This is a genomic window from Desertivirga brevis, assembly GCF_017355835.1.
Map to the genome: position 1 here is coordinate 111,623 of NZ_JAFEWF010000008.1, position 26,917 is coordinate 138,539.

General features: G+C 42.7%; 20 protein-coding genes. 16 read left to right on the top strand and 4 right to left on the bottom strand.

The window, feature by feature from the left end; translation table 11 throughout:
• Positions 1-81: 81 nt before the first annotated feature.
• The 5 genes from J4N25_RS18230 (at position 82) to J4N25_RS18250 (ending at position 7,739) form a co-directional block, all read left to right on the top strand.
• Positions 82-807: a 3-keto-disaccharide hydrolase gene (locus J4N25_RS18230; RefSeq protein ID WP_207423235.1), complete on the top strand. Its 726-nt coding sequence runs from the start codon at positions 82-84 to the stop codon at positions 805-807.
• A gap of 200 nt (positions 808-1,007) precedes the next feature.
• Positions 1,008-2,288: an L-fucose:H+ symporter permease gene (fucP, locus tag J4N25_RS18235; protein ID WP_207423236.1), complete on the top strand. Its 1,281-nt coding sequence runs from the start codon at positions 1,008-1,010 to the stop codon at positions 2,286-2,288.
• Between the two features lie 288 nt (positions 2,289-2,576).
• A complete protein-coding gene (locus J4N25_RS18240) occupies positions 2,577-3,998 on the top strand; it encodes a glycoside hydrolase family 125 protein (protein WP_207423237.1) in 1,422 nt (473 codons plus the stop codon).
• Positions 3,999-4,250: 252 nt separating this feature from the next.
• Positions 4,251-6,737 carry a penicillin-binding protein 1A gene (locus J4N25_RS18245; RefSeq protein WP_207423238.1) on the top strand — a complete coding sequence of 829 codons (2,487 nt, stop codon included), beginning with the start codon at positions 4,251-4,253 and terminating at the stop codon, positions 6,735-6,737.
• 78 nt (positions 6,738-6,815) lie between these two features.
• Positions 6,816-7,739, top strand: coding sequence for a ketopantoate reductase family protein (locus J4N25_RS18250; RefSeq protein WP_207423239.1), 924 nt, complete (start codon positions 6,816-6,818; stop codon positions 7,737-7,739).
• A 42-nt stretch (positions 7,740-7,781) separates the two neighbouring features.
• On the opposite strand, the gene J4N25_RS18255 is transcribed toward J4N25_RS18250, so the two are convergent.
• The 3 genes from J4N25_RS18255 to J4N25_RS18265 form a co-directional block, all read right to left on the bottom strand.
• A complete protein-coding gene (locus J4N25_RS18255) occupies positions 7,782-8,036 on the bottom strand; it encodes a hypothetical protein (RefSeq protein ID WP_207423240.1) in 255 nt (84 codons plus the stop codon).
• Positions 8,037-8,121: 85 nt separating this feature from the next.
• Positions 8,122-8,631 carry a hypothetical protein gene (locus J4N25_RS18260; RefSeq protein ID WP_207423241.1) on the bottom strand — a complete coding sequence of 170 codons (510 nt, stop codon included), beginning with the start codon at positions 8,629-8,631 and terminating at the stop codon, positions 8,122-8,124.
• 241 nt (positions 8,632-8,872) lie between these two features.
• On the bottom strand, positions 8,873-9,334 hold the full coding sequence (locus tag J4N25_RS18265; protein WP_207423242.1) for an Lrp/AsnC family transcriptional regulator: 462 nt from the start codon (positions 9,332-9,334) through the stop codon (positions 8,873-8,875).
• A 178-nt stretch (positions 9,335-9,512) separates the two neighbouring features.
• On the opposite strand from J4N25_RS18265, the gene J4N25_RS18270 reads away from it, so the two are divergent.
• The 11 genes from J4N25_RS18270 to J4N25_RS18320 all read left to right on the top strand — a co-directional run bounded on the left by J4N25_RS18270 (position 9,513) and on the right by J4N25_RS18320 (position 25,122).
• Positions 9,513-10,577, top strand: coding sequence for a PLP-dependent cysteine synthase family protein (locus J4N25_RS18270; protein WP_207423243.1), 1,065 nt, complete (start codon positions 9,513-9,515; stop codon positions 10,575-10,577).
• 197 nt (positions 10,578-10,774) lie between these two features.
• Entirely contained in the window at positions 10,775-11,863 is a 1,089-nt protein-coding gene (gene serC, locus J4N25_RS18275; protein WP_207423244.1) for a 3-phosphoserine/phosphohydroxythreonine transaminase, read from the top strand.
• Positions 11,864-12,014: 151 nt separating this feature from the next.
• On the top strand, positions 12,015-12,965 hold the full coding sequence (locus tag J4N25_RS18280) for an NAD-dependent epimerase/dehydratase family protein (RefSeq protein ID WP_207423245.1): 951 nt from the start codon (positions 12,015-12,017) through the stop codon (positions 12,963-12,965).
• A 10-nt stretch (positions 12,966-12,975) separates the two neighbouring features.
• On the top strand, positions 12,976-15,846 hold the full coding sequence (gene gcvP, locus J4N25_RS18285) for an aminomethyl-transferring glycine dehydrogenase (protein WP_207423246.1): 2,871 nt from the start codon (positions 12,976-12,978) through the stop codon (positions 15,844-15,846).
• Positions 15,847-15,853: 7 nt separating this feature from the next.
• Positions 15,854-16,234, top strand: coding sequence for a glycine cleavage system protein GcvH (gene gcvH, locus J4N25_RS18290; protein WP_207423247.1), 381 nt, complete (start codon positions 15,854-15,856; stop codon positions 16,232-16,234).
• A gap of 2 nt (positions 16,235-16,236) precedes the next feature.
• Positions 16,237-17,316, top strand: a complete 1,080-nt coding sequence (gcvT, locus tag J4N25_RS18295) for a glycine cleavage system aminomethyltransferase GcvT (protein WP_207423248.1) — start codon at positions 16,237-16,239, stop codon at positions 17,314-17,316.
• A gap of 3 nt (positions 17,317-17,319) precedes the next feature.
• On the top strand, positions 17,320-18,744 hold the full coding sequence (locus tag J4N25_RS18300; protein WP_207423249.1) for an L-serine ammonia-lyase: 1,425 nt from the start codon (positions 17,320-17,322) through the stop codon (positions 18,742-18,744).
• 11 nt (positions 18,745-18,755) lie between these two features.
• Positions 18,756-19,943, top strand: a complete 1,188-nt coding sequence (gene kbl / locus J4N25_RS18305; protein ID WP_207423250.1) for a glycine C-acetyltransferase — start codon at positions 18,756-18,758, stop codon at positions 19,941-19,943.
• A 125-nt stretch (positions 19,944-20,068) separates the two neighbouring features.
• Complete coding sequence (locus J4N25_RS18310) at positions 20,069-21,850, top strand: aminopeptidase P family protein (RefSeq protein ID WP_207423251.1); 1,782 nt, start codon at positions 20,069-20,071, stop codon at positions 21,848-21,850.
• Positions 21,851-21,852: 2 nt separating this feature from the next.
• Complete coding sequence (locus tag J4N25_RS18315; RefSeq protein ID WP_207423252.1) at positions 21,853-24,027, top strand: S9 family peptidase; 2,175 nt, start codon at positions 21,853-21,855, stop codon at positions 24,025-24,027.
• A 213-nt stretch (positions 24,028-24,240) separates the two neighbouring features.
• The gene (locus J4N25_RS18320) at positions 24,241-25,122 is read left to right on the top strand and encodes a helix-turn-helix domain-containing protein (RefSeq protein ID WP_207423253.1); all 882 of its coding nucleotides are present in this window, start codon (positions 24,241-24,243) and stop codon (positions 25,120-25,122) included.
• 90 nt (positions 25,123-25,212) lie between these two features.
• Here the strand turns inward: J4N25_RS18320 and pruA are convergent, their stop codons facing one another.
• A complete protein-coding gene (gene pruA, locus J4N25_RS18325; protein ID WP_207423254.1) occupies positions 25,213-26,844 on the bottom strand; it encodes an L-glutamate gamma-semialdehyde dehydrogenase in 1,632 nt (543 codons plus the stop codon).
• Positions 26,845-26,917 lie beyond the last annotated feature (73 nt).

Here is a 26,917-nt window from a genome sequence, read left to right on the forward strand (position 1 = left end):
CAGGGATTTTGATACAAAAGAACTAAAAAATGAGAGCGCCGAGGTTCTCATTTTCTTTATATTAGTAGCGAACTAACTTTTATGAAAGCACTGATATTCTCCTTTTTGACATTAGCAACTTCTCAACCTACACATTACAGTAAATTAAATACCCGAATTCAATTGACTGATATTGAAAAAAAAGATAAGTGGATCACTTTATTTGATGGAAAAACCACCAAGGGGTGGCATTCCTATGGACGATCTGAAGCCGGAAGTGCATGGAAAGCCGAGGATGGGGTTCTTCATTTGGATGCAGCAAGTAAAAATTCAGGTGCAATAGGAGGGGACCTGGTGACTAACGAGGAGTATAAAGACTTTCACTTAAAGCTGGAATGGAAAATAGCCCCAAAAGGTAATAGTGGAATCATTTTTTACGTGAATGAGGATCCCAGTAGCTATCCGAACACTTTCAATACAGGGCTCGAGATGCAGGTACTGGATAATGAAGGGCATCCTGATGCAAAAATTCATAAACATCGCGCCGGAGATCTTTACGATCTTGTGCCTTCTGCAAAGGAAACAGTAAAGCCCGCAGGGCAATGGAATGAGTCTGAAATTATTAGTAAGCAAGGAAAGCTGGAATTTTATTTAAACGGGTCGAAAGTGGTCGCAACTACTTTATGGGATGAAAGCTGGAAAAGCATGATTGCCGGAAGTAAGTTTGCTTCAATGCCTGGCTTTGGCACATTCAAAACAGGAAAGATCGCTTTGCAGGATCACGGAGATGATGTTTGGTATCGAAACGTTACAATTAAGAAGCTTTAAACCAGAAATATTGTCAATATCACTAAAGCGCCTTGGGTCGTGAATATTTGCGTCGGGAATTTGCTTTTCTAAAGGGGTTTAAAATAAGCCATCTTTATGATCACAGAAAATTAAAGTTTCCCTTGCTAAAACGTTTTACATTCCTATTTTTGCTTAATATATTTTTTGCCAGAATCAGTTATAAACCCAATAATTAGAAAATGCAACTAACAGAAACAGAAAGAACCTTACAAAATAAGGTAGGCACAGCAACTGACAAAGCTCAATTCACCGAAAAGAGATTTTTAACAATTTTAGTATTTGTTACTTCATTGTTCTTATGCTGGGGAGTGGCCATAACAATGGGAGATGTTTTAAATAAACATTTTCAAAATACTTTAAGCCTGAGCCGGTCTCAATCTGCCTTCGTGCAGTTTGCAATCTTTGGGGCTTATTTTGTTATGGGTATACCCGCAGGCTTATTTATGAAAAGATTTGGATATAAGAATGGCGTTTTGTTGGGCTTGTCTCTGTTTGCTTTAGGATCGTTTCTTTTTGTCCCGGCTGCTAATACCGCATCTTTCCCTTTCTTTGGTGTTGCCTTATTCATCTTAGGATGTGGTTTATCTACACTGGAAACTGTTGCGCATCCGTTTGTTGCTGCTTTAGGAGATCAGCGTACAAGTGACCAGCGTATTAATTTCGCCCAGTCATTCAATGCTTTAGGTGCTATTATAGGTCCGGCCATTGGTTCCTATTTTCTCTTTAAAAATCATGTTCCGGGGAGTACGGATCTAGGTTCAGTCAAAATGCTTTATATAATTATAGGTAGTGTGATATCAGCGATAGCAGTTGGCTTTGCTTTTGTTAAGGTTCCGGCACTTACAGATCCACATGCGGAAGTAGTAGCGGATGAGGAGGCGGTCAATGTAGACGCAGCCCCTGGTAAGAAACTATTTCAACACACTCACTTCGCTTGGGCTGTGGCGGCACAATTCTTCAATGTCGCTGCACAAGCAGGAACCTGGGCGTTTTTTATCAATTATGGGGAGGAAGTTATGGGCTTTCCTGAGGCGAAAGCAGCGAAATACATGATGTTATTCATGGCAATGATGCTTTCAGGCCGTTTTATCGGAACCTTCCTTATGCGAGTTATAAAGCCTCATACCTTACTTGCTGCTTTTGCGGCTGGAAACATCCTGATGTGTATTATTGTGGCACAAGGCTTGGGCTGGCCATCTTTCATTGCATTACTAGCTCTTAACTTCTTTTTCAGTATTATGTTCCCAACCATTTTCAGTTTGGGATTAAAGAACCTGGGACACCACACACAGCAAGCTTCCTCGTTCCTGTCTATGGGAGTAGTTGGAGGAGCCTTATTCCCATTCTTCATGGGTAAGCTAGCTGACAATATAGGGGTTGCTCACTCTTATTATCTTCCAATTATCTGTTATTTTGTAATCTTCCTGTTCGGATGGAAGTTCTATAAAGTAAAGCATTAGAAAGATTTCTGTTAAGGCAAATTTTCGGATCTTATTTGAGAAAATACTCCACTGATTACTCCTCTGAGGTATTAACTACCTTAGCAGGAGTAGTTAATAGAAAAATCACAAAAAAAATTTAATGCTAGTGCTAAATCATTTTAGGGAGGTTTTCCTCGCTCAACAGATGCTTAAGATCCTTCTGAATAGATTTTTAGTCGCAGTTATCAAATTATAAATCACTCAGGAATCTTCAGATCCTGCTTTCTTGATCTTATTGGATTTCAAAACACAACAAAAGATATTTATATGAAAAGAAGAGAGTTTCTAAAAAATACGGGCGTTTTGGGAACAGCCTATTTTTTAAGTACAAATTTCGCATTCGCTACAGCACCGGCGGACTTTCCGGTAGTGCGAGTTCCCCTTCCCAACAGAAACTTTAGCAGCAAGGCTATCGAAGCGGCAATTGCAAAGTTTAAAAAGGAAGTTAAGCATCCAGAACTTGGATGGCTATTTGAAAATTGTTTTCCGAACACTTTAGATACTACCGTAACCTATTCGCTGAAAAGCAACCGGCCCGACACTTATGTTATCACAGGTGATATTGATGCCATGTGGTTAAGAGATAGCTCAGCTCAGGTATTTCCTTACCTGCCCTTTATGGATAAAGACAAAGCTCTGAAGAACATGGTTGCTGGGGTGATTAACAGGCAAAGTAAATGCATCCTGAATGACCCTTATGCAAATGCTTTTTATAATGATGAAGCGAAACAAGGGGAATGGAAGGATGATATTACAAAGATGCAACCAGGTATTCATGAACGTAAATGGGAGATCGATTCTCTGTGTTACCCAATTCGTTTAGCATACCACTACTGGAAGCAAACTGGTGATGTTGCTCCCTTCGATGAAAGCTGGCAGAAAGCAATAAAGCTAACGCTGCAAACATTCAGAGAGCAACAGAGGAAAGAGAACGATGGTCCTTATTCCTTCCAGCGTAAAACGGCATGGGCAACGGATGGGGTACCAATGAATGGCTTTGGTTATCCGGTTAAGCCTGTTGGGCTTATTTGTTCTGCTTTCCGTCCAAGCGACGATGCTACAGTCTATTCCTTCTTAATACCCTCTAACTTCTTCGCCGTTGTTAGTTTAAGGCAGGCGGCAGAAATGATGGGTTCTATTGTCAAGGACAAAGAAACGTCAAACCAGCTAAATGCTCTTGCCAGTGAGGTTGAGGAGGCTTTGAAGGAACATGCAACAGTTGAGCACAAGGTTTATGGTAAGATTTACGCTTACGAAGTAAATGGTTTGGGAAGTTATAATTTAATGGATGATGCTAATGTTCCGAGCCTTCTGGCAATGCCTTATCTCGGTTCAGTATCCAAAAGCGATCCTATCTACGTAAATACACGAAAGTTTGTATTGTCTGAATATAATCCATTTTTCTTTAAAGGCACCGCTGCCGAAGGAATTGGAGGCCCTCACATTGGAAAAGATATGGTTTGGCCGATGAGCATAATCATGAGAGCTTTAACCAGTGATGACGATGCGGAGATCAAAGCCTGTATTGAAACCCTCAGGAAGACACATGGAGATACCGGTTTTATGCACGAGTCCTTCCATAAGAATGACCCTAAAAATTTCACCCGTAAATGGTTTGCCTGGGCCAATACGCTGTTTGGTGAGTTACTTTGGAAAACTTACCAGGAGAAACCAAACCTACTAGCGTAGTTTCGATTTATTAAGGCTACGGGGAAATAAAATGTGCTTCCGTAAGCTCTTAAATTATTTTGAATAATGCCTTCCTTTAATGACTGAAATCTCGCTCAGTCTCATACTATAAATGATAATTGGTTATAAAGAGTGCGCACAACGCACTCTTTTTTTGTTAGTTCACTTAAAGAGGCATCAAAATACTTTATACCGTTGCGATTTCTCCATTTAGCACTAATATTGTTAGATATTTGTCCTTATATGTTTTCTATGCTGAAAGGTTTAAAAGCTGGACTGTTTTCTATATTTTCAAAAAAACCTGTTAACTTCTCCAATTCAAGGACCTGGTTACGATGGGGAATAAAAGCTGTTTTATACTCCCTACTGTTTTTCTTTGTTTTGTTGCTATCTATTTATATAGGTGTTTTTGGCGCTATTCCCTCCAAAAAGGCCCTCCTTGAGAGGAGGCACGAGAAACCCTCCGAGGTATACTCTTCCGACGGTGTCTTACTGGGACGATACTTTATTACAAACAAAAAGGAGGTAAGCCTTGATCGTATCTCTCCTCATGTGATCTCTGCACTTATTGCAACCGAGGATGTCCGCTTCTACCAACATAGTGGTATTGATACCCGGAGTATGTTCAGGGTTTTGATAAAGAGCGTTCTACTGCAACAGTCAAGTGCAGGAGGAGGAAGTACCATTACTCAGCAGCTTGCAAAAAGCCTCTATCCCAGACGCGACTACTGGTTTTTGGAAACAGCCATCAATAAAATGCGCGAGATGGTAATTGCAAAACGTCTCGAAGCAGTATACTCAAAGCAAGAGATCCTCGAGCTGTATCTTAACTCCGTACATATGGGAGGGAATATCTATGGTATCGAGCAGGGCTCAAGGGCTTATTTTAATAAGCCGGCAAGCAAGCTCAAACTGGTAGAGGCTGCTGTTCTGGTGGGGATGCTAAAGGCCAGTACAAGGTTTAATCCAGCCCGAAATCTACAGAGATCTGAAGAAAGGAGAAATGTTGTTCTTGCGCAGATGGCTAAGTATGGGTTTATAACCTCTGCGAAATCCTCAGAACTGCAGGAAATTCCGCTTAGGTTGAGAAAAGGAACAACTAACCTGAGCAATGGAACGATGGCATTCTACTTCCGGGAGATGATAAAAAAAGATCTTCTGGTCTGGTGTGAGGAACATGAGAAAAGTGGAGGTGAGACCTATAATCTTTATAGGGATGGGTTAAAGATCTATACTACCATAAATAGCAAAGCTCAACGTGCTGCAGAAAGCGCTGTAAAGAAAAGAATGTATGCCTTGCAGAATTTGTTTAACAGTCATTGGTCGGGACGTGGCTTGTGGACAGAAAACAAATCCGTCATCGATGCAGAAATTAAACGGACAAGAAGATATAAGCTGATGAGCGAGGCGGGAATTAGTGAAGAAGAAATACACCGCAGCTTCCGTACGCCTGTTTCTATGAAAATCGTAAATCCCTATTCAGGAAGTGTTCTGCAAAGAACGTTAAGTCCCATTGATTCTATCAAGTATTATCAGAAGTTCCTCAACACCGGGCTGGTAGCAATGGAACCGGAAACTGGTCAGGTTAAAGCCTGGGTAGGAGGGATCAATTTTAAGGTATTTAAGTACGATCATGTGTTGAGCAAACGGCAGGTAGGATCCACTTTTAAACCTATATTATATGCTGCAGCTCTCGAGGATGGAATGGAACCCTGCCAGACGTTCGAGAATAAGCAGGTTTCTTATGGCGAATGGACGCCAAGGAATGCGGATGAACAATACGGGGGGAAAATGACGATGGTGCAAGCTCTTGCTCATTCCGTCAATACTATTTCGGCTCAAATCATAGATGAAGTAGGTGTACGAAAGACGGTTAATCTTGCAGAAGACCTGGGCATCGAGTCAGAATTGCCTCATGTGCAATCACTCGCACTAGGTACTGCGGAAATTCCACTTTTGGAAATGGTAACTGCATATGCCTCATTGGCAAATAAGGGGAAACGTACCAAGCCTGTATTTATTACTAAAATTTCGGATCAGGATGGCAATATTATAGAGGAACATGTTCCCGAAGGTCAGGATCAGGCCCTTGATCCCCTCCATGCCTCAACAATTGTGGAAATGATGAAGGCGGTGGTGAATGAAGGTAGTGCCAGAAGATTGAGGGGACAGTATGGATTAGGAATGGATATCGCAGGGAAAACCGGAACAACGCAGAACCAGTCAGACGGATGGTTCATAGGCATTGTACCGGGACTGGTTACTGGTGTCTGGGTTGGGGGACAAAATCCAGCAATACGATTCCGTACATTAGAATTGGGACAGGGAGCAAGCACTGCGCTACCTATTTTCGGCAGCTTTATGAATTCATTTGTACGTGACGGGGGCGGATATAAATACAATTTTGCAAAATTCGCAGAACCATTACCGGAAGTTAAAAATAAAATTGCGTGTGCAGAAGCTGAGCCTATTGCCCAGGAGGAATACCAGGTAAGTCTGCCTGAACAAGTGGGAGAGATGATAGAAACTGCAATAGAAGACTACAAAAGCCAAGATGGAAAGGATGATGGCAAGAAGGTGGATGAATTCCTTAAAAAACGGGAGGAAGAAGCAAAAAAGTTAGCTGAACGTTATCGTGAGACCGAAAAGAAAGTCGAGGAAATGATCAGGAAAGAGCTTGAGCAGGGGCGTGAGAAAGATAAAAAGGCCGAGGAAAAGGAAAGGAAGCAGCGGGAGTAGCAGGTAGTTTAGCTGAAAGTTAATTCGGCACGGATATGTAAATTCAATTAAATTTAGAGCCATAGTCAGAAGACAAACATGAGATATTTGGTAATTGGAGCCGGAGGTACGGGGGGACTAATTGGGGGATATTTAACGAAAAACAACCTGGATGTAACAATAATAGCCCGGGGAGAGCACCTGAAAGCTATGAAGGAAAAAGGTCTTACTATTAAAACCTATGGGCACTCTCCAGTAACTATAAAAGATATAAGAGCATTAGCCGAGGAGGAAATTGAGGATCAGAAGTTCGATGTTCTCTTTGTGGCAGTCAAAGCGTATAATCTCAATGATATACTAAGTCTTATTCGAAAAGCTTCTCATTCGGCAACCCTGATCATACCTATCCTTAACTCTTTAGGCGCTGGTTCTTATCTTCGCGGAAAGTTGCACGGCCTTAGCGTCTATGACGGCTGCATTTATATCACTGGTTATCTTTCTGCCCCAGGCGAGGTGAGCCAGAATAATACTATTTTCAGAATTGTTTACGGACTTAATGCACCGGATACCAGAAATCTTGAGATGAGACAACAAATGGAAAGCGATCTTCAAAGCTGTGGAATTAAGATACGGAATACAACAGCTATTACTGCCGAAATATTTCGTAAGCTAAGTTTCACCTCTGCATTTGCTGCTGTTGCCGCGTATTACGATAAGCAAGCGTCTGATTTGCAGAGGGCGGGGATGTATCGGGATCTCCTTCGGTTTTTACTGGAAGAACTCTATCAAATTAGTGAGGCTGCGCAATTTAGCTTCTCCCGAGAACAAATTATAGACAATAATCTGGCCATTTTGGATAGTTTATCTCCTGATTTTACAGCCTCCATTCAGAAAGATATGAAAAAAGGGAAGTCCGACGAACGGGAAGAGTTAATCTTTGATATTGTACGGCTTGCCGAGAGCCACCAAGTTGTTGTCCCGAGCTATCTTAAAATAGCACGCCATTTCGGATATCCTTCCTGATGGAAGTTCCAAAGACTTCTGCAGTTAAGGGGTTCAGGACCTCTAGTCCAGGAGCCTCATAACAATTTCATAATTTTGTCTTTTTTGAATTTTCTCTTCTAGTTGCATAAGAACTATCTCAAGACGTTCGATCGCATTAAGTGGGTCTGTGGGCGCCACTTCAAAGGTCATAATAGCATCTAAAAGTACCCGTACTTTAGTGGCATAAGAAAATAACCTGTTGTCCTCATAAGTACCTACCTGTTGGGCTGCTAGTTCAAACAGCCTAATCTTTTCTTCTATTGAAAGATCACTCATGTATTAATAACCTTGTCAAAAGTATTTTGTGTGGAATATAAAACGTCTTTTGCGTGCCTTTACAAAATTGCCACCCGGATTTACCTTACCAATATTCCAGAAAGTCGACTTTCCCTTCGTAATGAACTTTTGTCACCGAACCGTCGTATTCAAATTCTCCATCAATAGTGTAAAGGTCTCCCGATTGTTTTACTTGAATCGAGGCGTTTTTTATATCGTTTTCGAAGGAGTTCACCTGCTCTTTTGAATTCTTCTCCCCGTATTGCAAAGACAAGGCGTGAAATCTATTCAATTCCAGATTATTGGAGGTAAGGGTTTTGTATGTGTATTCCCCCTCCGGAAGCGCCTCGCCAGTTAGTAGTAGAAGATCAATTTGGACACTGTTATTTTCCTCGCCACTGGTAAGCCAAATGGTTGATGTGTATTGTTGGTCTTGTTTGTCAAAACTCAGATCGGCATCATGGAGCTGATAGTACCTTTGATTTCTTAGGATATAGCTTTGAAACGGAGCTTTTTCAATTTCAATTTCATTGTCTTTTTTGCATGCAGGGAAGATGATTGTTATAATGAGCAGGGAGAAAAGCACTTGTTTCATGTCTCTAATTTAAACACATTACGCGGAATCTACGTCAAATGCTACAAGCATCCTTGAAGGAAAGGAGCAAGTATAAAAACGGAGCCCGGCGTGAGAAATTAATTAAGTAGAAAATTTTATGGAATTTTTAGGGGGAATTTGAAAAGATTGTATATTTGCTGTACAAATAATTGTGATAAGGTTTAGGTTAGCCCGTGGTCCCATACCGCGGGTTTTTTTATTTCTGCCATTAGAGACTGATCTACAGAGGGTATGCTGTATCACTTTTTGTCTCAGCCAGCACAAAAAAGCTCTGCACGGTGTTGATATTTGGAAGCATTGCTAGCTTATTCCGGTAAAAGTCTGTGTATTCGTTCATATCCGAACACGCAACCCTTAGTATAAAATCAAAGGCTCCCGACATTTGAAAACACTCCATCACTTCAGGGAATTTTACTACCTCTCTTTCAAATTCTTTTAGCGTAGCCGTAGTATGGTCGCTTAGATGAACCTGACTAAAGGCAATCAGACCTTTGTTAACCTTCTTCCGATCAAGGATGGCTACTACTTTAGTAATATATCCCTGATCTTTTAGCTTTTTTATTCGCTCGTGGATGGTAGCGATGGACTTATGAAGTTTAAACGAAATTTCCTTGTTTGTAAGTGAAGCATCCCTTTGAAGTAGCTTTAATATCTCGGTATCGGTACGGTCTAAACTATTCATAGTCTAAGCTAAGAGAATAACATTGAAAAATATAAGCATCTGTGCCTGATGTAGGCGCTAAAATCATAAAAAAAACGGATATTCCCCATGTAAATTGGAAAATTTATGACTTTTTACCGAACGATTGCTTGTTTTAATGGGACTATCGACCTTTATTCTTAATAAAGTAAGTCTGAAAATGAGAAATTCGCCGGTAATGGAAGTTGATTTGAAAGAAAGATTTGATAATTTGTGGAATCTGGTGGGCAACACGCCCATGATCGAGCTTTCCTATATCTATAAAGGTATACCCGGAAAAATTTACGCAAAGTGCGAGCATTATAATTTAACCGGTAGTGTTAAAGACCGGATGGCTCTTTATATTTTATACAACGCTTATTTGGAAAAGAAAATTAAGCCAGGGGATGTCATCGTAGAGGCTACAAGTGGGAACACCGGTATTGCTTTTGCCGCCCTTGGAAGAACTCTTGGACATGATGTGAAAATAATTATGCCCAACTGGTTAAGCCGGGAGCGAATCGACATTATCAGAAGTCTTGGTGCCGACGTGATTTTGATAAGTAAGGAAGAAGGAGGTTTTTTAGGAAGTATAGCATTAAGTGAAAAAATGGCTGCTGAAGGCAACGTTTTTTTACCCCGACAATTTGAGAATTGTTGTAATGCCTCTGCTCATGAATTAACAACAGGCCCGGAAATATGGACACAACTTAAAAACGCAGGTCTCGGCTGCGATGCATTTGTGGCTGGCGTAGGTACCGGAGGAACAGTGATGGGAACAGGAGCTTTTCTACGACGTGTTAACCCTGCAATTAAAGTGCATCCTTTAGAACCCGCCGAATCTCCGACCTTATCAACAGGTTTCAAAGTTGGAAGTCACCGTATTCAAGGAATCTCTGATGAATTTATTCCTTCAATTTTGAAGATGGATGAACTGGATGAAGTAGTGCAGGCGAATGATGGGGATGCAATTATTATGGCTCAGAAGCTTTCGCAACAATTAGGCCTTGCCGTAGGGATCTCTTCAGGCGCAAATGTTATTGGCGCTATTAAGTTAAGGGAACAAATGGGGGGAGACCCTGTAGTCGCCACTATCCTTAGCGATAGCAATAAAAAATATCTTAGCACAGACCTTGTTAGGGAGGAGCCTGTCAAAGAGGGATATATTTCTACCGATACATATTTTAGAAATTATAAGTCTTTACGTCGCCTGGAAAGTCCTGCTTTCGCCAGCGATCTCAGTTAGTGCAAGAGGAATTCCTCGTGAGACATATTGCAACGATGAGAATTGGTTGTTTTGTGCAGTACTTTGGAATTCATATACCACCATGGCAACCTTGCCTTCCCGATATTTGCCTTACGCTCGTTCTTTTTAGATTATGATCAGCCCATACCTTCCTGGTATGGGATTTTTTCCGGGTGTTAAAGCACTGCAGCACATTCATGAATACTATTTTAAAACATAATTTTTCGGCAGGACCAAGTATCCTGCCTCCCGAAGTGTTAGACGGCGCACGTAAAGCTGTGGGTGATTGGCTTGATCAGGGCCTTTCTATCCTCGAGGTTTCTCATCGGACGCCAGAGTTCCGTGCAGTGGTGGATGAAGCGGAAGAACTTATTAGGGAGTTGATGGAGATTCCATCCGGATACAGTATACTTTTTATCCAGGGAGGAGCAAGTACCCAATTTTCGATGATACCTTTTAATTTCATGGGAAGAACAGGGAAAGCAGCTTACCTTGATGCCGGCTTTTTTTCAAAAAGGGCAATAGCTGAAGCCAGTCATTTTGGCTTAGTTGATGTGGTAGCAAGCTCAGCTGATTCCAACTACACTTCGATCCCATCTGACTATAGCATTGACCCTTCTTGCTCCTATTTTCATTGTACGTCTAACAATACTATCGAAGGGAGCCAGATGAAGAGCTTTCCTTCAAGTCCCATACCGCTAATGTGCGATATGTCTTCTGATATTCTTAGTCGCACAATTGACGTTCAGCAGTTTGATCTTATTTATGCAGGTGCTCAGAAAAATATGGGCCCGGCCGGAGTAACGGTGGTGATCGCAAAAGATGAATTGCTTGATAATTGTAGTAGTAAGGTGCCGGCGATGTGGGACTACCGGGTATTCAGGGACTTTCATTCGCTCTACAATACCCCACCCGTTTTTTCATTATATGTTATGCTTCTAAACCTTCGCTGGATCAAGCAGCAGGGAGGCGTAAAGGAGATGGAACGACGCAACAATGTTAAAGCGGAAATTCTTTATCGCGAGCTCGACTCAAATCCTATGTTTCATCCTACCATTGTAAGGGAACATCGTTCGATGATGAATGTCCGTTTTTCTATTGATGATCCTGAAATGGCCAGCTTATTTTATGAAATTGCTACAAGAGAGGGTATGGTGGGTATTAAAGCTCCCTTTGGAGACGGGTTCAGGGTTTCACTTTATAATGCTTTGCCCTTAAGTTCGGTTGAAGCTCTTGTCAACACGATGAGAGAATCTCACGACGCCATCAAATGTTCGTCTTTTTAAAGCTTCAATATCCAAAACTTAGTACCATTTGTCCTGTTGCTGCGACTCTAGTCGAGGTACCTTTGATTCAGAGGCTTGCTTCCTCAAAATGGTATAGGCTGCCGGATTTCTTCATCATCCGGCAGCTTTTTTAAATCTTAAAATTTCGTGTATGCAAAGAGAGAAGATTTTGGTCACCGGTGCTAACGGTCAGATCGGAAAGGTCCTTGTTGCAGCTTTAAAGAAGCTGTTCGGTAATGATAATATTATTGCAACAGATCTTCGGGCAGATAATACTTATGAAGGTATTTTCGAGCTGCTTGATGCTACTGATTCCAATACCCTTAGTAAGCTGATCATGCAATACCAGATCACCCAGATCTATCACCTGGCGGCTGTACTTTCAGCCAAAGGAGAAACAGATCCAACGGGCAGCTGGCATATAAATATGAGCAGTACGTTAAACGTGCTGGAGGCCGGTCGTATTTTTAAGCTTTCCAAGGTTTTTATCCCTAGTTCAATAGCTGTATTTGGACAATCCGCACCAAAGGAGGGCGTTCCTCAAAGTTTCTATCCCGAGCCAGCAACAGTTTATGGAATTGCAAAGGTTGCCGGCGAAAACTGGGGCGCGTATTATTTTAATAAGTATGGCCTGGATGTAAGATCCCTACGTTATCCAGGTGTTATCGGGTACCAATCAGCACCCGGAGGTGGAACAACAGACTATGCAGTGGACATCTTTCACAAAGCAATCAAAGAGAAGCATTATACCTGCTTTCTTGACAAGGGAACCCGTCTGCCGATGATCTATATGGATGATGCTATCAGGGCCACCTTGAAGTTAATGGAAGCCCCATCAGATCAAATTTCGATTCGTACAGCATATAATCTTCAGGCTTTAAGCTTCTCACCCGAGGAGCTTGCCTCAGAGATCCAACAATATATAGGTGATTTTTCCGTAGACTATGCTCCCGACTTCCGTCAAGGCATTGCAAACGGATGGCCTGCAAGTATCGATGACAGCATCGCAAGGCAGGATTGGAACTGGAAACCAGCCTATGGCCTGCAATCCCTGGTAAAAGATATGCTCGACCACCTTATTGAAAGTCCTCAACTTGCATAGCAATTAACATATGAACTCATTACAAAACTCCGAATTATTTCAAAGAAGACATATTGCTCCTACAGGGGATGACGTTAGCATGATGTTGAAAATGGTTGGTTCTGATTCTATTGAAGATTTAATCAGCGAGACAGTTCCCGCGTCTATCCGGTTAGTGTCCCCATTGCAACTTCCAGTGGCTAAAACAGAATCAGAATACCTTGATTCTTTAAGACAAACAGCGTCAAAAAATATTATTGCCAAATCATTCATCGGACAGGGATATTATAATACGATCACACCTTCGGTAATCAGAAGGAATATACTCGAGAATCCGGGTTGGTATACCCAATATACCCCATACCAACCTGAGATATCTCAGGGACGCCTGCAAGCCTTACTGAATTTTCAGACAATGGTAACCAGTCTAACTGCGCTTCCTGTTGCTAACGCTTCTTTACTAGATGAGGGAACAGCAGCGGCAGAAGCAATGTTCCTTCAGTTTAGTCAGAGAAAAGATAAAGCGGCGAAGAAGTATTGGGTTTCCCCTGAGATATTTCCTCAAACTTTAGACGTCCTTCGTACACGTTCGGCACCACTGGGAATTGAACTGCATATTGCTGGTCATGAGGAACCAATAACACCAGGTGTTTTTGGAGCTATTGTTCAATATCCTGCAGCAAATGGATCCGTTTATAATTACGAAGATTTCGCCCGGATGCTAGAGGAAAATGGTGTTTCTCTTTGTGTAATTGCCGATCTAATGAGTTTGGCTTTGTTAAAGCCTCCAGGTGAATTTGGAGCAGATATTGCCGTGGGTACAACTCAACGATTCGGTGTACCTATGGGATATGGTGGGCCTCATGCAGCCTACCTGGCTGTAAAGGAGGATTTTAAGCGCTTCATTCCCGGAAGAGTAATAGGGGTAAGCGAAGACACTGCAGGAAATTATGCGCTGAGGATGGCACTTCAAACCCGGGAGCAGCATATCCGAAGAGATAAAGCCACTTCTAATATCTGTACAGCTCAGGCTCTACTTGCGATAATGGCGGGAATGTATGCAGCTTGGCATGGACAGGAAGGTATCAGGGCCATTGCCGGCAAGATCCATTCATTGACGGTCACTTTATCCCAACGGCTGGCCGTGCTGGGTATGACTATCAGTAATGAGACCTATTTTGATACGATAAAGATAGAGGTTGGGAACAAACTTGCAGCGGTACATCGCGAGGCAACAAAGGCAGGTTTGAATTTTAATTACGGATTCTCCAGCATCACACTGTCCCTTGACGAAAGCACGAGTGAGAAGGACCTTGACCTGATCCTTTCTGTCTTTGAAAAGGCACTTAATAAAAAGTCCCGGGCTACCACTGTTGCAGTAGCAACCAGCATACCGGAAGCCTTACAGAGAACTTCAGCATTTCTTGATCATCCTGTGTTCAATAGTTATCACAGCGAACATGAAATGCTCCGTTATATCAAATCCCTTGAAGCCAAAGATCTTTCCCTTTGTCATTCAATGATCCCTCTTGGCTCATGTACCATGAAACTGAATGCAACAACCGAAATGTTGCCTTTGACATGGCCTGAGTTTTCTTCTCTTCATCCTTTCGCGCCAGCTGCTCAAACGCAGGGATACAAACAGATTTTTGACGAACTTGAAGATTGGCTATGTGAAATCACTGGCTTCGACGCAATGAGTCTCCAGCCAAATTCCGGGGCTCAGGGTGAGTATGCTGGGTTGATGGTTATTCGGGCTTATCATCGTTATAATGGTCAGGCGCAAAGAAATACCGTCCTTATCCCAGCCTCAGCCCACGGCACCAATCCCGCCTCTGCTGCGATGGCCGGTATGAAGATCGTTGTGGTAAAATGCGATACTAATGGTAATATTGATTTCGCTGATCTGCAGGCCAAGGCCGAAGAATATAAAGAGACCTTGTCTTGTTTAATGGTTACTTATCCTTCTACCCACGGAGTTTATGAAGAAGGAATAAAAGAGATATGTGCAGTAGTACATAAGTGCGGTGGACAGGTCTATATGGATGGTGCTAATATGAACGCGCAGGTAGGTTTAACCAGTCCCGCAAGTATTGGAGCCGACGTTTGTCACCTGAACTTGCATAAAACTTTCTGTATTCCACATGGAGGAGGTGGCCCGGGCATGGGACCGATCGGTGTTGCTGCCCACCTAAAAGGCTTCCTTCCCGGACACTCTCAGGTGGATATAAACAAGATAAATTCCATTTCCGCTGTATCAGCGGCACCATGGGGTTCTGCATCAATCCTCCTGATTTCACATGCCTATATTGCTATGATGGGCGCTGAAGGACTGAAAGACGCAACAATGGCTGCAATACTGAATGCAAATTATATAAAAGCGCGACTGGAAGACTACTATCCCGTATTATACTCCGGAGCAAACGGCCGTTGTGCTCATGAAATGATACTTGACTGCCGTGAGTTTAAGAAGTTTAATATTGAGGTGACCGACATTGCAAAGCGTCTGATGGATTACGGATTCCATGCTCCAACTGTTTCCTTTCCTGTTGCCGGAACGCTTATGGTTGAGCCAACAGAATCAGAGTCAAAAGCCGAGCTTGATCGCTTCTGCGATTCTATGATCGCTATTAAAGGGGAGATTGATGAAGTTGCTACAGGTCTTGCGGATGAGGCAGATAATGTGCTTAAAAATGCTCCTCATACTCTTGCGGTACTTACTACCGATAACTGGGACAGGCCTTATAGTCGCCACAAGGCTGCTTATCCGCTTGACTGGATCGCTACACGGAAGTTTTGGCCGTCAGTTGGAAGAGTGAATGAAAGTAAAGGCGACCGTAATCTGATCTGTTCATGTCCGCCTATAGAAACCTATACAGAAGAAGTTTTAATGGTTAATTGATTTAAAAATGAACATACCTGATAATTTAAAATATACGAACGATCATGAATGGATCTCCTTTGAAAACGGAGAAGCAACCATTGGAATTACTGAGTTTGCTCAGCGAGAGCTTGGCGATATTGTATATATCGACATAACTGCCCTGGGGCTGGAGGTAAGTAAAGACGAAGTTTTTGGTTCTGTAGAAGCTGTGAAAACCGTGTCCGATCTTTTTATGCCGGTAACAGCATCTGTTTCAGAGATGAACGCTGCACTTGAAGGTACTCCTGAGCTTGTGAATTCAGACCCATATGGGCAGGGCTGGATAATTAAAGCAAAGTTAAACGATCCCTCTCAGTTGGATCAGCTGCTTTCTGCTGATGAGTATAAAGCTGTAATCGGACTATAAGAATGAAAGAACTTGTTCTTAATGATATCCATATTGCACTTGGTGCAAAAATGTCTCCCTTTGCCGGTTATTCTATGCCGGTAATGTACTCGGGGATTATGGAAGAACACCATGCCGTTAGAAATTCCCTGGGAATATTTGATGTAAGTCATATGGGTGAATTCATTTTGGAAGGTGAAGGCAGTCTGGAACTTATTCAAAGGCTTGCAACCAATGATGCTGCAGTCCTGAAGCCGGGAGACGTACAGTATTCATGCATGACTAACGAAAAAGGAGGAATTGTAGATGATTTACTGGTATATTGTCTTGAAGCAGAAAAGTATATGCTGGTAGTGAATGCCTCAAATATTGAGAAAGACTGGAACTGGATCTCAGAACGGAATGCTGGATCTGTAAAGATGACCAACATTTCAGATTCAATAGTGTTACTTGCTGTACAGGGTCCTGCTGCGGCAACTGCTTTACAGTCTTTAACTACGGTGCCTCTAGCTCAAATGAAGTACTACACATTCCTTCAAGCTCAGCTTGCAGGAATTGATGACGTTATCATTTCAGCAACAGGTTATACAGGTGCCGGAGGTTTCGAATTGTATTGTAAAAACGAGGAGGCTAAGCGCTTGTGGCAGGCTGTTATGGAGGCTGGAAAACCTTACGGAATAAAGCCGGCAGGCCTTGGTGCCAGAGATACGCTCAGGCTTGAAATGGGATATTGTCTTTATGGCAATGATATAAATGATGAGACTTCGCCAATAGAAGCAGGCCTTGGCTGGATTACAAAGTTCAGTAAAGAGTTTACCGGCAGTGATCATTTTAAAGAGCAAAAGAAGAACGGAATTGAGAAAAAGCTTTGCGGTTTTGAAATAGTTGGTAAGGGATTTCCCAGACGAGGAAACAAGGTTTTAGACGAGCATTTTAATGAGGTAGGGGTAGTTACTTCCGCCAGTATCTCTCCATCATTAGGTAAATCCATCGGTATGGCTTATTTGAATAAAAGTGTCTCGGCAAAAGGAACCCCTATTAAAGTGGTGGTCCGTGATAAAGCGCTGGATGCAAAAGTGTGCAGCTTGCCCTTTACGAAATAGATAATGAGAGAAGAGCGTATTTCCGTATTTGATATTCTGAAGATTGGGATCGGTCCTTCCAGTTCCCATACCCTTGGACCCTGGCGGGCAGCCTTAAGATTTATCTTTGAGTTGAAAGAAAGGGAGCTTTTTCAGGAGATAACTTCTGTTACCGTTCATTTGTATGGTTCTCTTGCTAAAACAGGTAAGGGGCACGGTACAGATGTAGCGCTTTTATTGGGGCTTTCCGGATTTGACCCCGTTCTTATAGATCCAGCTCAGATTTCTGTGATCCTTGATACCATTAAAAAGGAAAAGATATTACAGCTGAACGCGGAAAAAAACGTTCCCTATGATAGTCTGAACACTATCGTCTTTCATTTCGGTGAAAGTCTCGACTTTCATGCTAACGGAATGATCTTCGAAGCGAAAAGGGGGGATGACCTGTTGAGCTCTGAGACTTTTTACTCCATTGGCGGAGGCTTCGTTGTAAAAGAGCATGAAGAAGAGTTGAGTGCTGAAAGTTTAGTTCTTCCATATCCTATAGACGATGCTGAAGATTTGCTTAGGTGGTGTAAACAAGATAAATTGCGGATATCCGACGTGGTTCTGGAGAACGAAAAACAGTGGCGCAGCGGGGAAGAAGTAAGAAAGAAATTACTGGAAATTTGGGAGGTGATGGAGGCCTGCATTTATCGCGGCTGTACAACTGATGGCATTTTGCCGGGGGGACTAAATGTGGTAAGGCGTGCTTCAGCTCTTAGCAATACACACCTTGCCGGAAGGCAGCATAGTAGTTACCAGGAATGGCTTAAACTAATCAGCGAAACGCCGAACAGCTTCAATGATATTGTTTCCTGGGTAAGTTGTTTTGCATTGGCTGTGAATGAGGAAAATGCTGCCTTTGGCCGTGTTGTAACTGCTCCGACCAATGGCTCAGCTGGAGTTATACCTGCTGTTCTGCTTTACGCTGTAATTTTCAGCAATGCTACCGAGGATGACGTAATACGTTTTCTCCTGACTTCCGCGGAAGTTGGAAGTATTTTCAAAAAGGGCGCGACCATTTCTGCGGCGATGGGTGGGTGCCAGGCTGAGATAGGTGTTTCTTCAGCAATGGCGGCGGCTGGTCTGACGGAGATCAGCGGAGGCTCTGCTGAGCAATGTTTAATGGCAGCCGAAATTGCGATGGAACATCACCTGGGCTTAACCTGCGATCCCGTAGGCGGTTTAGTGCAGATCCCCTGTATCGAGAGGAATACGATGGGTGCAATTAAAGCCATAACAGCAGCCCAGCTGGCACTAGCCTCGAACCCCGAACAGGCACGGGTAAGCCTGGATGAAGTGATAAAAACAATGTGGGAAACCGCTAAAGATATGAACTCGCGCTATAAAGAGACAGCAGAAGGAGGTTTAGCAGTAAACATTCCTATCAGTCTCAGTGAGTGTTAATTATTAAATTTATGTATACGCTTAAGGAACAACTACTTGAAGAACTCCGGAGCATTGAAGACGCCGGATTGTATAAACGAGAACGCATCATTACTTCTCCACAGGGAGCAGATATAACAGTAGCAGGCGGAGCTCAGGTAATTAACTTTTGTGCCAATAACTATCTTGGCCTGTCATCGCATCCAAAAGTGATAGAAGCAGCAAAAGCTACTCTTGACTCCCATGGTTATGGCATGTCATCTGTAAGGTTTATCTGTGGTACCCAGGATATCCACAAGGAACTGGAGGCAAAGCTTTCTGAGTTTCTCGGTACAGAGGATACCATTCTTTATGCTGCGGCATTTGATGCAAATGGCGGGGTATTTGAACCCCTGTTTAACGAACAGGATGCCATCATATCGGATGAGTTAAACCATGCTTCGATCATTGACGGTGTAAGGCTGTGTAAGGCCCAGCGCTATCGTTACAAGCACGATGATATGACAGATCTTGAAGAGAAGCTGGAAAGCTCACAACATCTGAGACATCGTATTATTGTAACCGACGGAGCTTTCAGTATGGACGGTACTATAGCACAGTTGGACAAGATCACTACACTTGCCGAAAAGTATAACGCCCTGGTGATGATTGACGAGAGTCACTGCTCTGGCTTCATGGGAAAAAATGGCCGTGGCACGCACGAACATCATAACGTGATTGACAAGATCGATATCATCACCGGCACACTCGGTAAGGCACTTGGTGGAGCTTCTGGCGGCTTTACTTCTGGCCGGAAGGAAATTATCGACTTGCTTCGTCAGCGTTCCCGCCCTTATCTTTTCTCAAATACACTCGCTCCTTCTATTACCGGCGCTTCGATTGCAGTGCTGGATATGTTAAAAGAAAGTACCGGCCTGCGTGATAAGCTGGAAAACAACACAATGTATTTCAGGCAAAAAATGACTGAAGCTGGCTTTGACATTCGTCCCGGAGTTCATCCTATTGTCCCGGTAATGTTGTATGATGCAAAATTAGCTCAGGAATTTGCAGCAAGGATGCTGGATGAAGGAATTTATGTTATTGGCTTTTATTATCCGGTTGTGCCAAAAGAAAAGGCACGTATCCGGGTTCAGATATCAGCTGCACATGAACAGGAGCATTTGGATAAAGCAATAGCTGCTTTCATTAAGGTTGGAACAGAATTAGGCGTACTGAAATAAAACTAAGGATCGCTAAATATTAAATAGAATTCAGACGTAAATAGAAAATCGTTTATCTTCAACATCATTATTGAAAAGGTTGTCTAGCGACAGCCTTTTTTCCATTTGAACTTATTTTATTTGTTATGCAACCGGATCGAACGTTAGCTTTAAAGCATCTACGAGAATTAATGAAAAGGGATGGCATTGACGCAATGATAGTGCCGTCTTCAGATCCCCATGTCAGCGAGTATCTTCCGCAATGTTATCGATATATAAGTTGGCTCAGTGGTTTTACAGGTTCTGCCGGCACCCTGGTGATCACTACTGATTTCGCTGGCCTGTGGACTGATTCCCGTTATTTCTCGCAGGCAGAAGCTGAATTTAAAGATACAGAATGGGAATTGGTGCCGTTAGCCGTACAGGGAAGGCCGGAGTATGTAGACTGGTTATTGCAAAGGATCGATGCTGAGCGAAGTATAGCTTTTGACTTTCAGGTGATGCCTTTGTTGATCGATAAGGAGATCAATATGAAATGCCATGCAAAGGGTCTCCAGGTGAAGCATTCTGATATATTGAATCAGGCGTGGACGAACAGGCCAGAACTTCCCGCTGAGAAGGCATATTGTATTTCTGAAGACCTTTGTGGAGAATCAATTGCTGATAAATTATCGCGCATCCGCAGTGCAATTAAACAGGCCGGAGCTTCTTATCACCTTATCTCATCCCTTGATGATATTGCCTGGACCTTTAATATCCGCGGTGCTGATATCTCCTATAACCCAGTTGTTCTGGCTTTTGCCCTGATTGGTTCTGATGAAGTGTTGCTGTTCGTGGATGAAGAGAAATTTGCGGAAGGCGATATCCGCAGGCTAAAAGCTTCTGGTGTGCAACTTAGATCCTATAGTTCGCTTCAAATGCATCTTAAAGGATTAGCTGCCAGTTCGGTTTTATTGATCGATCCGCAACGAACAGCCAAGGGCACATTGACAAATCTGGATAGGTCGATAAAGATCGTTGAAAGCACGAATCCTTCAACTCTATTTAAAGCTGTTAAAAATCGGATAGAACTTGATAACATCCTTACTGTAATGCGTAATGATGGCGTTGCTCTTGTTCGTTTTTTCAGATGGCTTGAAAAAGAAGTACCCAGTGGTGGAATCACCGAGGTCTCCGCTGCCGGGAAACTCACGGAACTCAGGGCTCAGAACCCGAATTTTGTAAGTAATAGTTTTGCCCCTATATCTGCTTATGGACCAAACGGAGCCCTGCCTCACTACAGGCCGGATGAAGAAAATCCCGTTGTGCTTAAGGACTATGGTTTATATCTTGTTGATTCGGGTGGTCAGTACCTCGACGGGACAACGGATGTCACACGGGTTATCCCACTCGGAAGGCTCAGTAATGAAGAAATGGTCGACTATACACTTGTGTTAAAAGCAATGGTGGAAGGCTGCAGTACCATTTACCCAAAAGGTACGCGGGGGTACCAGATCGACGCAATAACCAGAAAGCCATTATGGGATCAAAGTCGCGACTATGGCCATGGGACCGGGCACGGAGTTGGGTTCTTTTTAAATGTACACGAGGGGCCTCATGTTTTCAATAAGAGTAATGTTGCTATTGAGATCGAGCCCGGCATGGTTACCTCTATCGAACCAGGTCTTTACAGGCCAGGAAAATACGGTATCAGGATAGAAAACCTCGTACTTTCCGTGCCCTACATCAAGAGCGAGTTCGGAGAATTCTACTCCTTCGAAACACTTACGCTGGCTCCGATCGACACCCGGCCTGTAATAAAAGGGATGCTTGAAAAAAGACATATAGATTGGATCAATAGTTATAATAAGAACGTTTACACAATTCTAAGTTCGCTTCTTACTGACGAAGAGAGAGGCTGGCTTCGTAAAAAGACAATGGAAATATAATAATGAGAAAAATATCCTTACTGCTCCTGTTCTCCGGGTTAAGCACTTGTATCCTTGCTCAGAACAAACTACTAACTATTCAGGATGCAATGATCAATGCACGCGGCAGTCTTGCTCCGGAAGACCTTCGTGGTATCCAATTTATCTATAATTCGCACGATTATGTGTATTACAAACAGGATAGGGATCAGGTTGTGTATTTAAAGGGAAGTTTAGGTAATGAATCTAAGCCCTTTCTGACCCTGCAAAGCCTGAATGAGAAACTCGCCAAGGCAGGGTTGAAGCCGGTAGAAAGAATGCCTCTGATCCAATTTGGCAGCGAAGTGGGATGGGTGTTTGTCCATGAAGGTCAGAAACTTGCTCTGAATCCTGACAAAAATGAGGTTAAGGTTTTAGTGGATAAAACTGTAAGCTTGCTTGAGATCGTTGAAAACGGAAGTGACGGATACACTTCCTACATAGAGAAGGATAATCTTTGGGTGGCGAAGGGAACCTGGAGGAAACAGGTTACAACAGACGGTAGTGAAAATATCGTTTATGGTTCGGCTGTTCACAGAAATGAGTTTGGAATTGATAAAGGGATGTTCTGGAGTACATCAGGTAAAAAACTGGCCTTTTATCGCATGGATCAGTCTATGGTTCAAAATTACCCAATTATTGATTGGACAAAGACACCTGCCCTTAACAAGAATATTAAATACCCCATGGCAGGAGATAAGAGTCATCATGTAAAAGTGGGAGTATATGATGTTGTTTCAAACCGCACTATTTATTTGGAAACAGGAGAACCGGCCGAGCAATATCTTACTAATATAGCCTGGAGCCCTGATGATCGTTTTGTTTATATTGCCGTGGTGAACAGGGAGCAGAACCACATGTGGTTGCGTCAATACGATTCGCTTACCGGAAAATATATAAAAACTCTTTTTGAGGAGAAAGACGACAAATACACTGAGCCTCTGGTCCCAATGAGTTTTGTGAAGAATGACGCAAAGAAATTCATCTGGCAGAGCAACCGAGATGGTTGGAACCACCTCTATCTGTATAATGCCGACGGTTCATTGTTAAAGCAGTTAACAAAAGGCAATTGGGAGGTCACTGAAGTGAAGGGTTATGATGAGAAAGGAGAGAAGCTTTTCTATATGTCTACTGAGGAGTCGCCCATAACAAGGAACCTTTACAGTGTCAATCTGAAGACAGGTAAAAGAGAGCGATTAACAGAGGGCTTCTATAATCACAGGGTATTGCTAAGCAGCGACGGGAAAGTGATGATCGATAACTTCTCGGGACCAGAAAAGCCACGGGAAATACAATTAAAGGATCTTGTATCGAAAAGGTCTGAGTTGCTTTTACAAGCTAAAAGTCCCTTAGCAGGATTTGCTACAGGAGAATCCAATATCTTTAAATTTAAAACGGGAGAGGGAACAGAATTGTATGGTACCCTATTTAAACCCGCTAATTTCGATCCCGCCAGGAAATATCCTGTTGTTGTTTATTGGTATGGAGGGCCTCATGCTCAATTGATCAGCAATAGTTGGAATAGTGGTTCCGGAGATTATTGGTTTCAGTATATGGCCGAAAGAGGCTTTGTGGTTTTAAATCTCGACACCCGTGGTAGCGATAACAGGGGGAAAGCATTTGAACAAAGTATTTTCCGTAATGCAGGTAAGGCCCAGGCGGAGGATTTGCTTAACGCAGTGAATTATCTAAAGTCCCTACCTTATGTCAATACGGAAAGCATGGGACTTTTTGGATGGAGCTATGGGGGTTTTAATACTGTTAACTTCATGTTAGAGCATCCTGGAGTTTTTCAAGCAGCTGTTGCAGGAGGTCCGGTAACGGACTGGAGACTTTACGAGGTGATGTACACTGAGCGTTATATGGATACGCCGCAAGAGAATCCGGAGGGTTATAAGAGCACTAATCTTATCGGGAAGGTACAGAACCTGAAAGGTAAGCTTTTACTTATTCACGGTTTGCAGGATGATGTTGTTGTTCAGCAGCATAGTGTTAATTTTGTGAAGGCGGCAGTGGATAAGGGTGTTCAGGTAGATTACATGATCTACCCGGGACATGCACACAATGTAATTGGTAAAGACAGAGCCCATTTATATCAGAAAGTTAGCGATTACTTTTTGAACAATCTGCTTGAATCGAAAAAAACGCATGGGAACTGATAGTACCGTAAAAATGCCATGGTGTACCATTTGCAATTATTATAACAGCATACCTTTGTAAGGTGATTTAAGAATTAATATTTGGAGTTTATTGATTCATAAATGTCATACTATCGTAGGAGACTGTTTTCGGACAGTCTCCTTTATTATTTACCGGCTTTCTTTGTCCGGCTTTTGTATCTGCTATTACCTGATCTCTAATTTGATAAGCATATGAAAGTAGTTCCTTTTACATTACGCGCTTCCGAAAATACTACTGTGATTGTTGAGGAAGAGAAATCAACTAACTTTTATTGCCAGCTGCACAGGCATAAGGAATTACAGATAAGTATGATTGTAGAAGGTGAGGGCACCTTGTTTACCGGGAACTATATGCAGCGCTTTCGGGCCGGCGATATATACATTATTGGTGAAGACCAGCCCCATATGCTGAAACGCGACGAAACATGCTTTGGCATGCCAGGGGTACAAACTATTCATATCTATGTAGATACGTCAATACTCCTACAGCTTACAGCAATTTCTGAGTTTAATCATATCCGTACTTTCCTGAAAAATGCTTCATCAGGAGTACAGATGTTTATGGATATCAATGGAAAAGCATTCGAGAAAATCCTTCTGATAAGCAAACTCCGAGCTTTTGAACAAATCATGGAAGTGATAGGGCTCCTTAATTTCTTCTCTCAGGATGAGACAAACTGGAGATCCTTGTCATCTGGCTTATCAAAATATGCTTTTTCAGAATCGGACGGTGTCAGGATGACCCGTATCTATAAGTATACTGTTCAGCATTATCAGAATACCATAAGTTTAGAGGAGATTTCTTCAGTCGCCAGCATGACTCCAAGTGCATTCTGCAAGTATTTCAGAAAACACACTCGCAAAACCTATATTGCATTTCTGAATGAAGTAAGGATCAATGAAGCTTGTAAAAAATTGCTGGAATATCATTCCGAAAGCATTTCTTCTGTGGCATATGATTGCGGGTTTAACAGTGCTATAACTTTTAATCGTGTATTTAAACGTGTTACCGGTAAATCGCCGGGGGAATATATACGCGAATTTAAAGTTCAGCAAAAAGTGCAGTACGGGTAGATTTCGGGTACTCTTTATAAAAAATTAGAACACATGTTGCCAAGTGTTCTAATTGCTCATATTCATATTTATCGCATCTGTAATACTCCGTTATTCCTGGAGGAAGGGATACCTGTAGTCTACCGGCGGATTAAAGGTTTCCTTAATAGTTCTTGGAGATACCCATCTTAAAAGGTTGATCATCGATCCGGCTTTATCATTTGTTCCTGATCCCCGGGCTCCACCAAACGGTTGTTGCCCAACAACAGCACCTGTACACTTGTCGTTGATGTAGAAGTTTCCTGCACTGTTCCTGAGCGCATTCGTTGCTTGTTCAATAATATATCTGTCGCCTGCAAGCACAGCTCCTGTTAAGGCATAAGGGGAGGTTTGATCAATTAGTTTAAGGGTATCCTCAAACTCCGCGTCTTTATACACATAGATAGTTAATACAGGCCCGAATAGCTCTTTTTCCATCGTTACGAAACGAGGATTCGTAGTTTTAATCACCGTAGGTTCAATGAAATATCCTTCCGATTTGTCATATTTCCCACCTGCAATAATCTCGGCATCCGATGCTGATTCTACCTGCTTTATTACGTTTGCCAGTCCATCAAAAGATTTCTCATCAATAACCGCATTGATGAAATTGCTGAAATCCTCCACTGGTCCCATTTTTATCGTCGCAAGATCCGTTTTGATTTTCTGCTCAAGCGCTGGCCATGCAGATTCGGCAATATAAACCCTGGAGGCAGCAGAGCATTTTTGCCCCTGGTATTCAAAGGCTCCCCTTATGATAGCTGTAGCAGCTGCGTCTGTGTCGGCGCTGCTATGCACAAGGATAAAGTCCTTGCCTCCGGTTTCCCCAACGATACGGGGATAGCTCTTATACTTATGAATGTTATTACCGATCGTTTTCCAAATGTCCTGGAACACTTCAGTCGATCCTGTAAAATGGATCCCTGCGAAATCAGGATGTTCGAAGATCACTTTACCAGCTACCGGGCCTGAAACATATATCAGATTAATAACGCCGTCGGGCACTCCGGCCTCCCGGAAGATCTTCATCAGAACTCCCGCTGAATAGATCTGGGTATTTGAAGGTTTCCATACCACCACATTACCCATCATGGCCGCAGAGGTAGGCAGGTTCCCCGCAATGGCTGTAAAGTTAAATGGGGTAAGTGCAAAGACAAATCCCTCCAACGGGCGCTGTTCAACGCGGTTCCATGATCCTGCTGGAGATACGGGAGGCTGCTGAGTGTAAATTTCCGACATGTACTTAACATTAAAGCGCAGGAAATCTGCCATCTCACAAGCAGAATCAATTTCAGCCTGATAAGCATTTTTGGATTGTCCCAGCATCGTAGCTGCGTTTAGTTCAAATCGGTATTTTCCTGCAATCAGGTCAGCTGCCTTCAGGAAAATAGCTGCCCTATGTTCCCAGTCAAGCATCTCCCAATTTTCTTTTGCTGCTAATGCTGCGTCAATTGCATCCTTAACGTGACTTGCTTCTCCTTCGTGATAATAACCGAGCACGTGTTGATGTCTATGAGGCGGGCGGATAGCTTTTAGCTTTTCCGTTCTAACTTCTTTTCCTCCTATAAACATAGGTATGTCCTTTTCACCCGCGTATGCGGTCGTGATCGCTTTCTTCAATAATTCCCGCTCTATACTTCCAGGGGCATATTGCAGAACAAGCTCATTGACCGGCACTGGTACTGTAAAAAATCCTTTAATCATCTTAATCTGTTGTTTAAAAACGCAGAAACCAAAGTAAAAAAGAGTCGCGCGCTTACACAGGATCAAAATTATC

What these genes read in the sequence shown, in the direction of transcription:
- pruA (WP_207423254.1), bottom strand. Translation starts at nt 26,844, where the DNA reads ATGATTAAAGGATTTTTTACAGTACCAGTGCCGGTCAATGAGCTTGTT.
- J4N25_RS18280 (WP_207423245.1), top strand. Translation starts at nt 12,015, where the DNA reads ATGCAAAGAGAGAAGATTTTGGTCACCGGTGCTAACGGTCAGATCGGA.
- gcvP (WP_207423246.1), top strand. Translation starts at nt 12,976, where the DNA reads ATGAACTCATTACAAAACTCCGAATTATTTCAAAGAAGACATATTGCT.
- J4N25_RS18255 (WP_207423240.1), bottom strand. Translation starts at nt 8,036, where the DNA reads ATGAGTGATCTTTCAATAGAAGAAAAGATTAGGCTGTTTGAACTAGCA.
- serC (WP_207423244.1), top strand. Translation starts at nt 10,775, where the DNA reads ATGAATACTATTTTAAAACATAATTTTTCGGCAGGACCAAGTATCCTG.
- J4N25_RS18270 (WP_207423243.1), top strand. Translation starts at nt 9,513, where the DNA reads ATGAGAAATTCGCCGGTAATGGAAGTTGATTTGAAAGAAAGATTTGAT.
- J4N25_RS18240 (WP_207423237.1), top strand. Translation starts at nt 2,577, where the DNA reads ATGAAAAGAAGAGAGTTTCTAAAAAATACGGGCGTTTTGGGAACAGCC.
- J4N25_RS18300 (WP_207423249.1), top strand. Translation starts at nt 17,320, where the DNA reads ATGAGAGAAGAGCGTATTTCCGTATTTGATATTCTGAAGATTGGGATC.
- J4N25_RS18265 (WP_207423242.1), bottom strand. Translation starts at nt 9,334, where the DNA reads ATGAATAGTTTAGACCGTACCGATACCGAGATATTAAAGCTACTTCAA.
- fucP (WP_207423236.1), top strand. Translation starts at nt 1,008, where the DNA reads ATGCAACTAACAGAAACAGAAAGAACCTTACAAAATAAGGTAGGCACA.
- J4N25_RS18245 (WP_207423238.1), top strand. Translation starts at nt 4,251, where the DNA reads ATGCTGAAAGGTTTAAAAGCTGGACTGTTTTCTATATTTTCAAAAAAA.
- J4N25_RS18260 (WP_207423241.1), bottom strand. Translation starts at nt 8,631, where the DNA reads ATGAAACAAGTGCTTTTCTCCCTGCTCATTATAACAATCATCTTCCCT.
- gcvT (WP_207423248.1), top strand. Translation starts at nt 16,237, where the DNA reads ATGAAAGAACTTGTTCTTAATGATATCCATATTGCACTTGGTGCAAAA.
- J4N25_RS18310 (WP_207423251.1), top strand. Translation starts at nt 20,069, where the DNA reads ATGCAACCGGATCGAACGTTAGCTTTAAAGCATCTACGAGAATTAATG.
- J4N25_RS18250 (WP_207423239.1), top strand. Translation starts at nt 6,816, where the DNA reads ATGAGATATTTGGTAATTGGAGCCGGAGGTACGGGGGGACTAATTGGG.
- J4N25_RS18320 (WP_207423253.1), top strand. Translation starts at nt 24,241, where the DNA reads ATGAAAGTAGTTCCTTTTACATTACGCGCTTCCGAAAATACTACTGTG.
- J4N25_RS18230 (WP_207423235.1), top strand. Translation starts at nt 82, where the DNA reads ATGAAAGCACTGATATTCTCCTTTTTGACATTAGCAACTTCTCAACCT.
- gcvH (WP_207423247.1), top strand. Translation starts at nt 15,854, where the DNA reads ATGAACATACCTGATAATTTAAAATATACGAACGATCATGAATGGATC.
- J4N25_RS18315 (WP_207423252.1), top strand. Translation starts at nt 21,853, where the DNA reads ATGAGAAAAATATCCTTACTGCTCCTGTTCTCCGGGTTAAGCACTTGT.
- kbl (WP_207423250.1), top strand. Translation starts at nt 18,756, where the DNA reads ATGTATACGCTTAAGGAACAACTACTTGAAGAACTCCGGAGCATTGAA.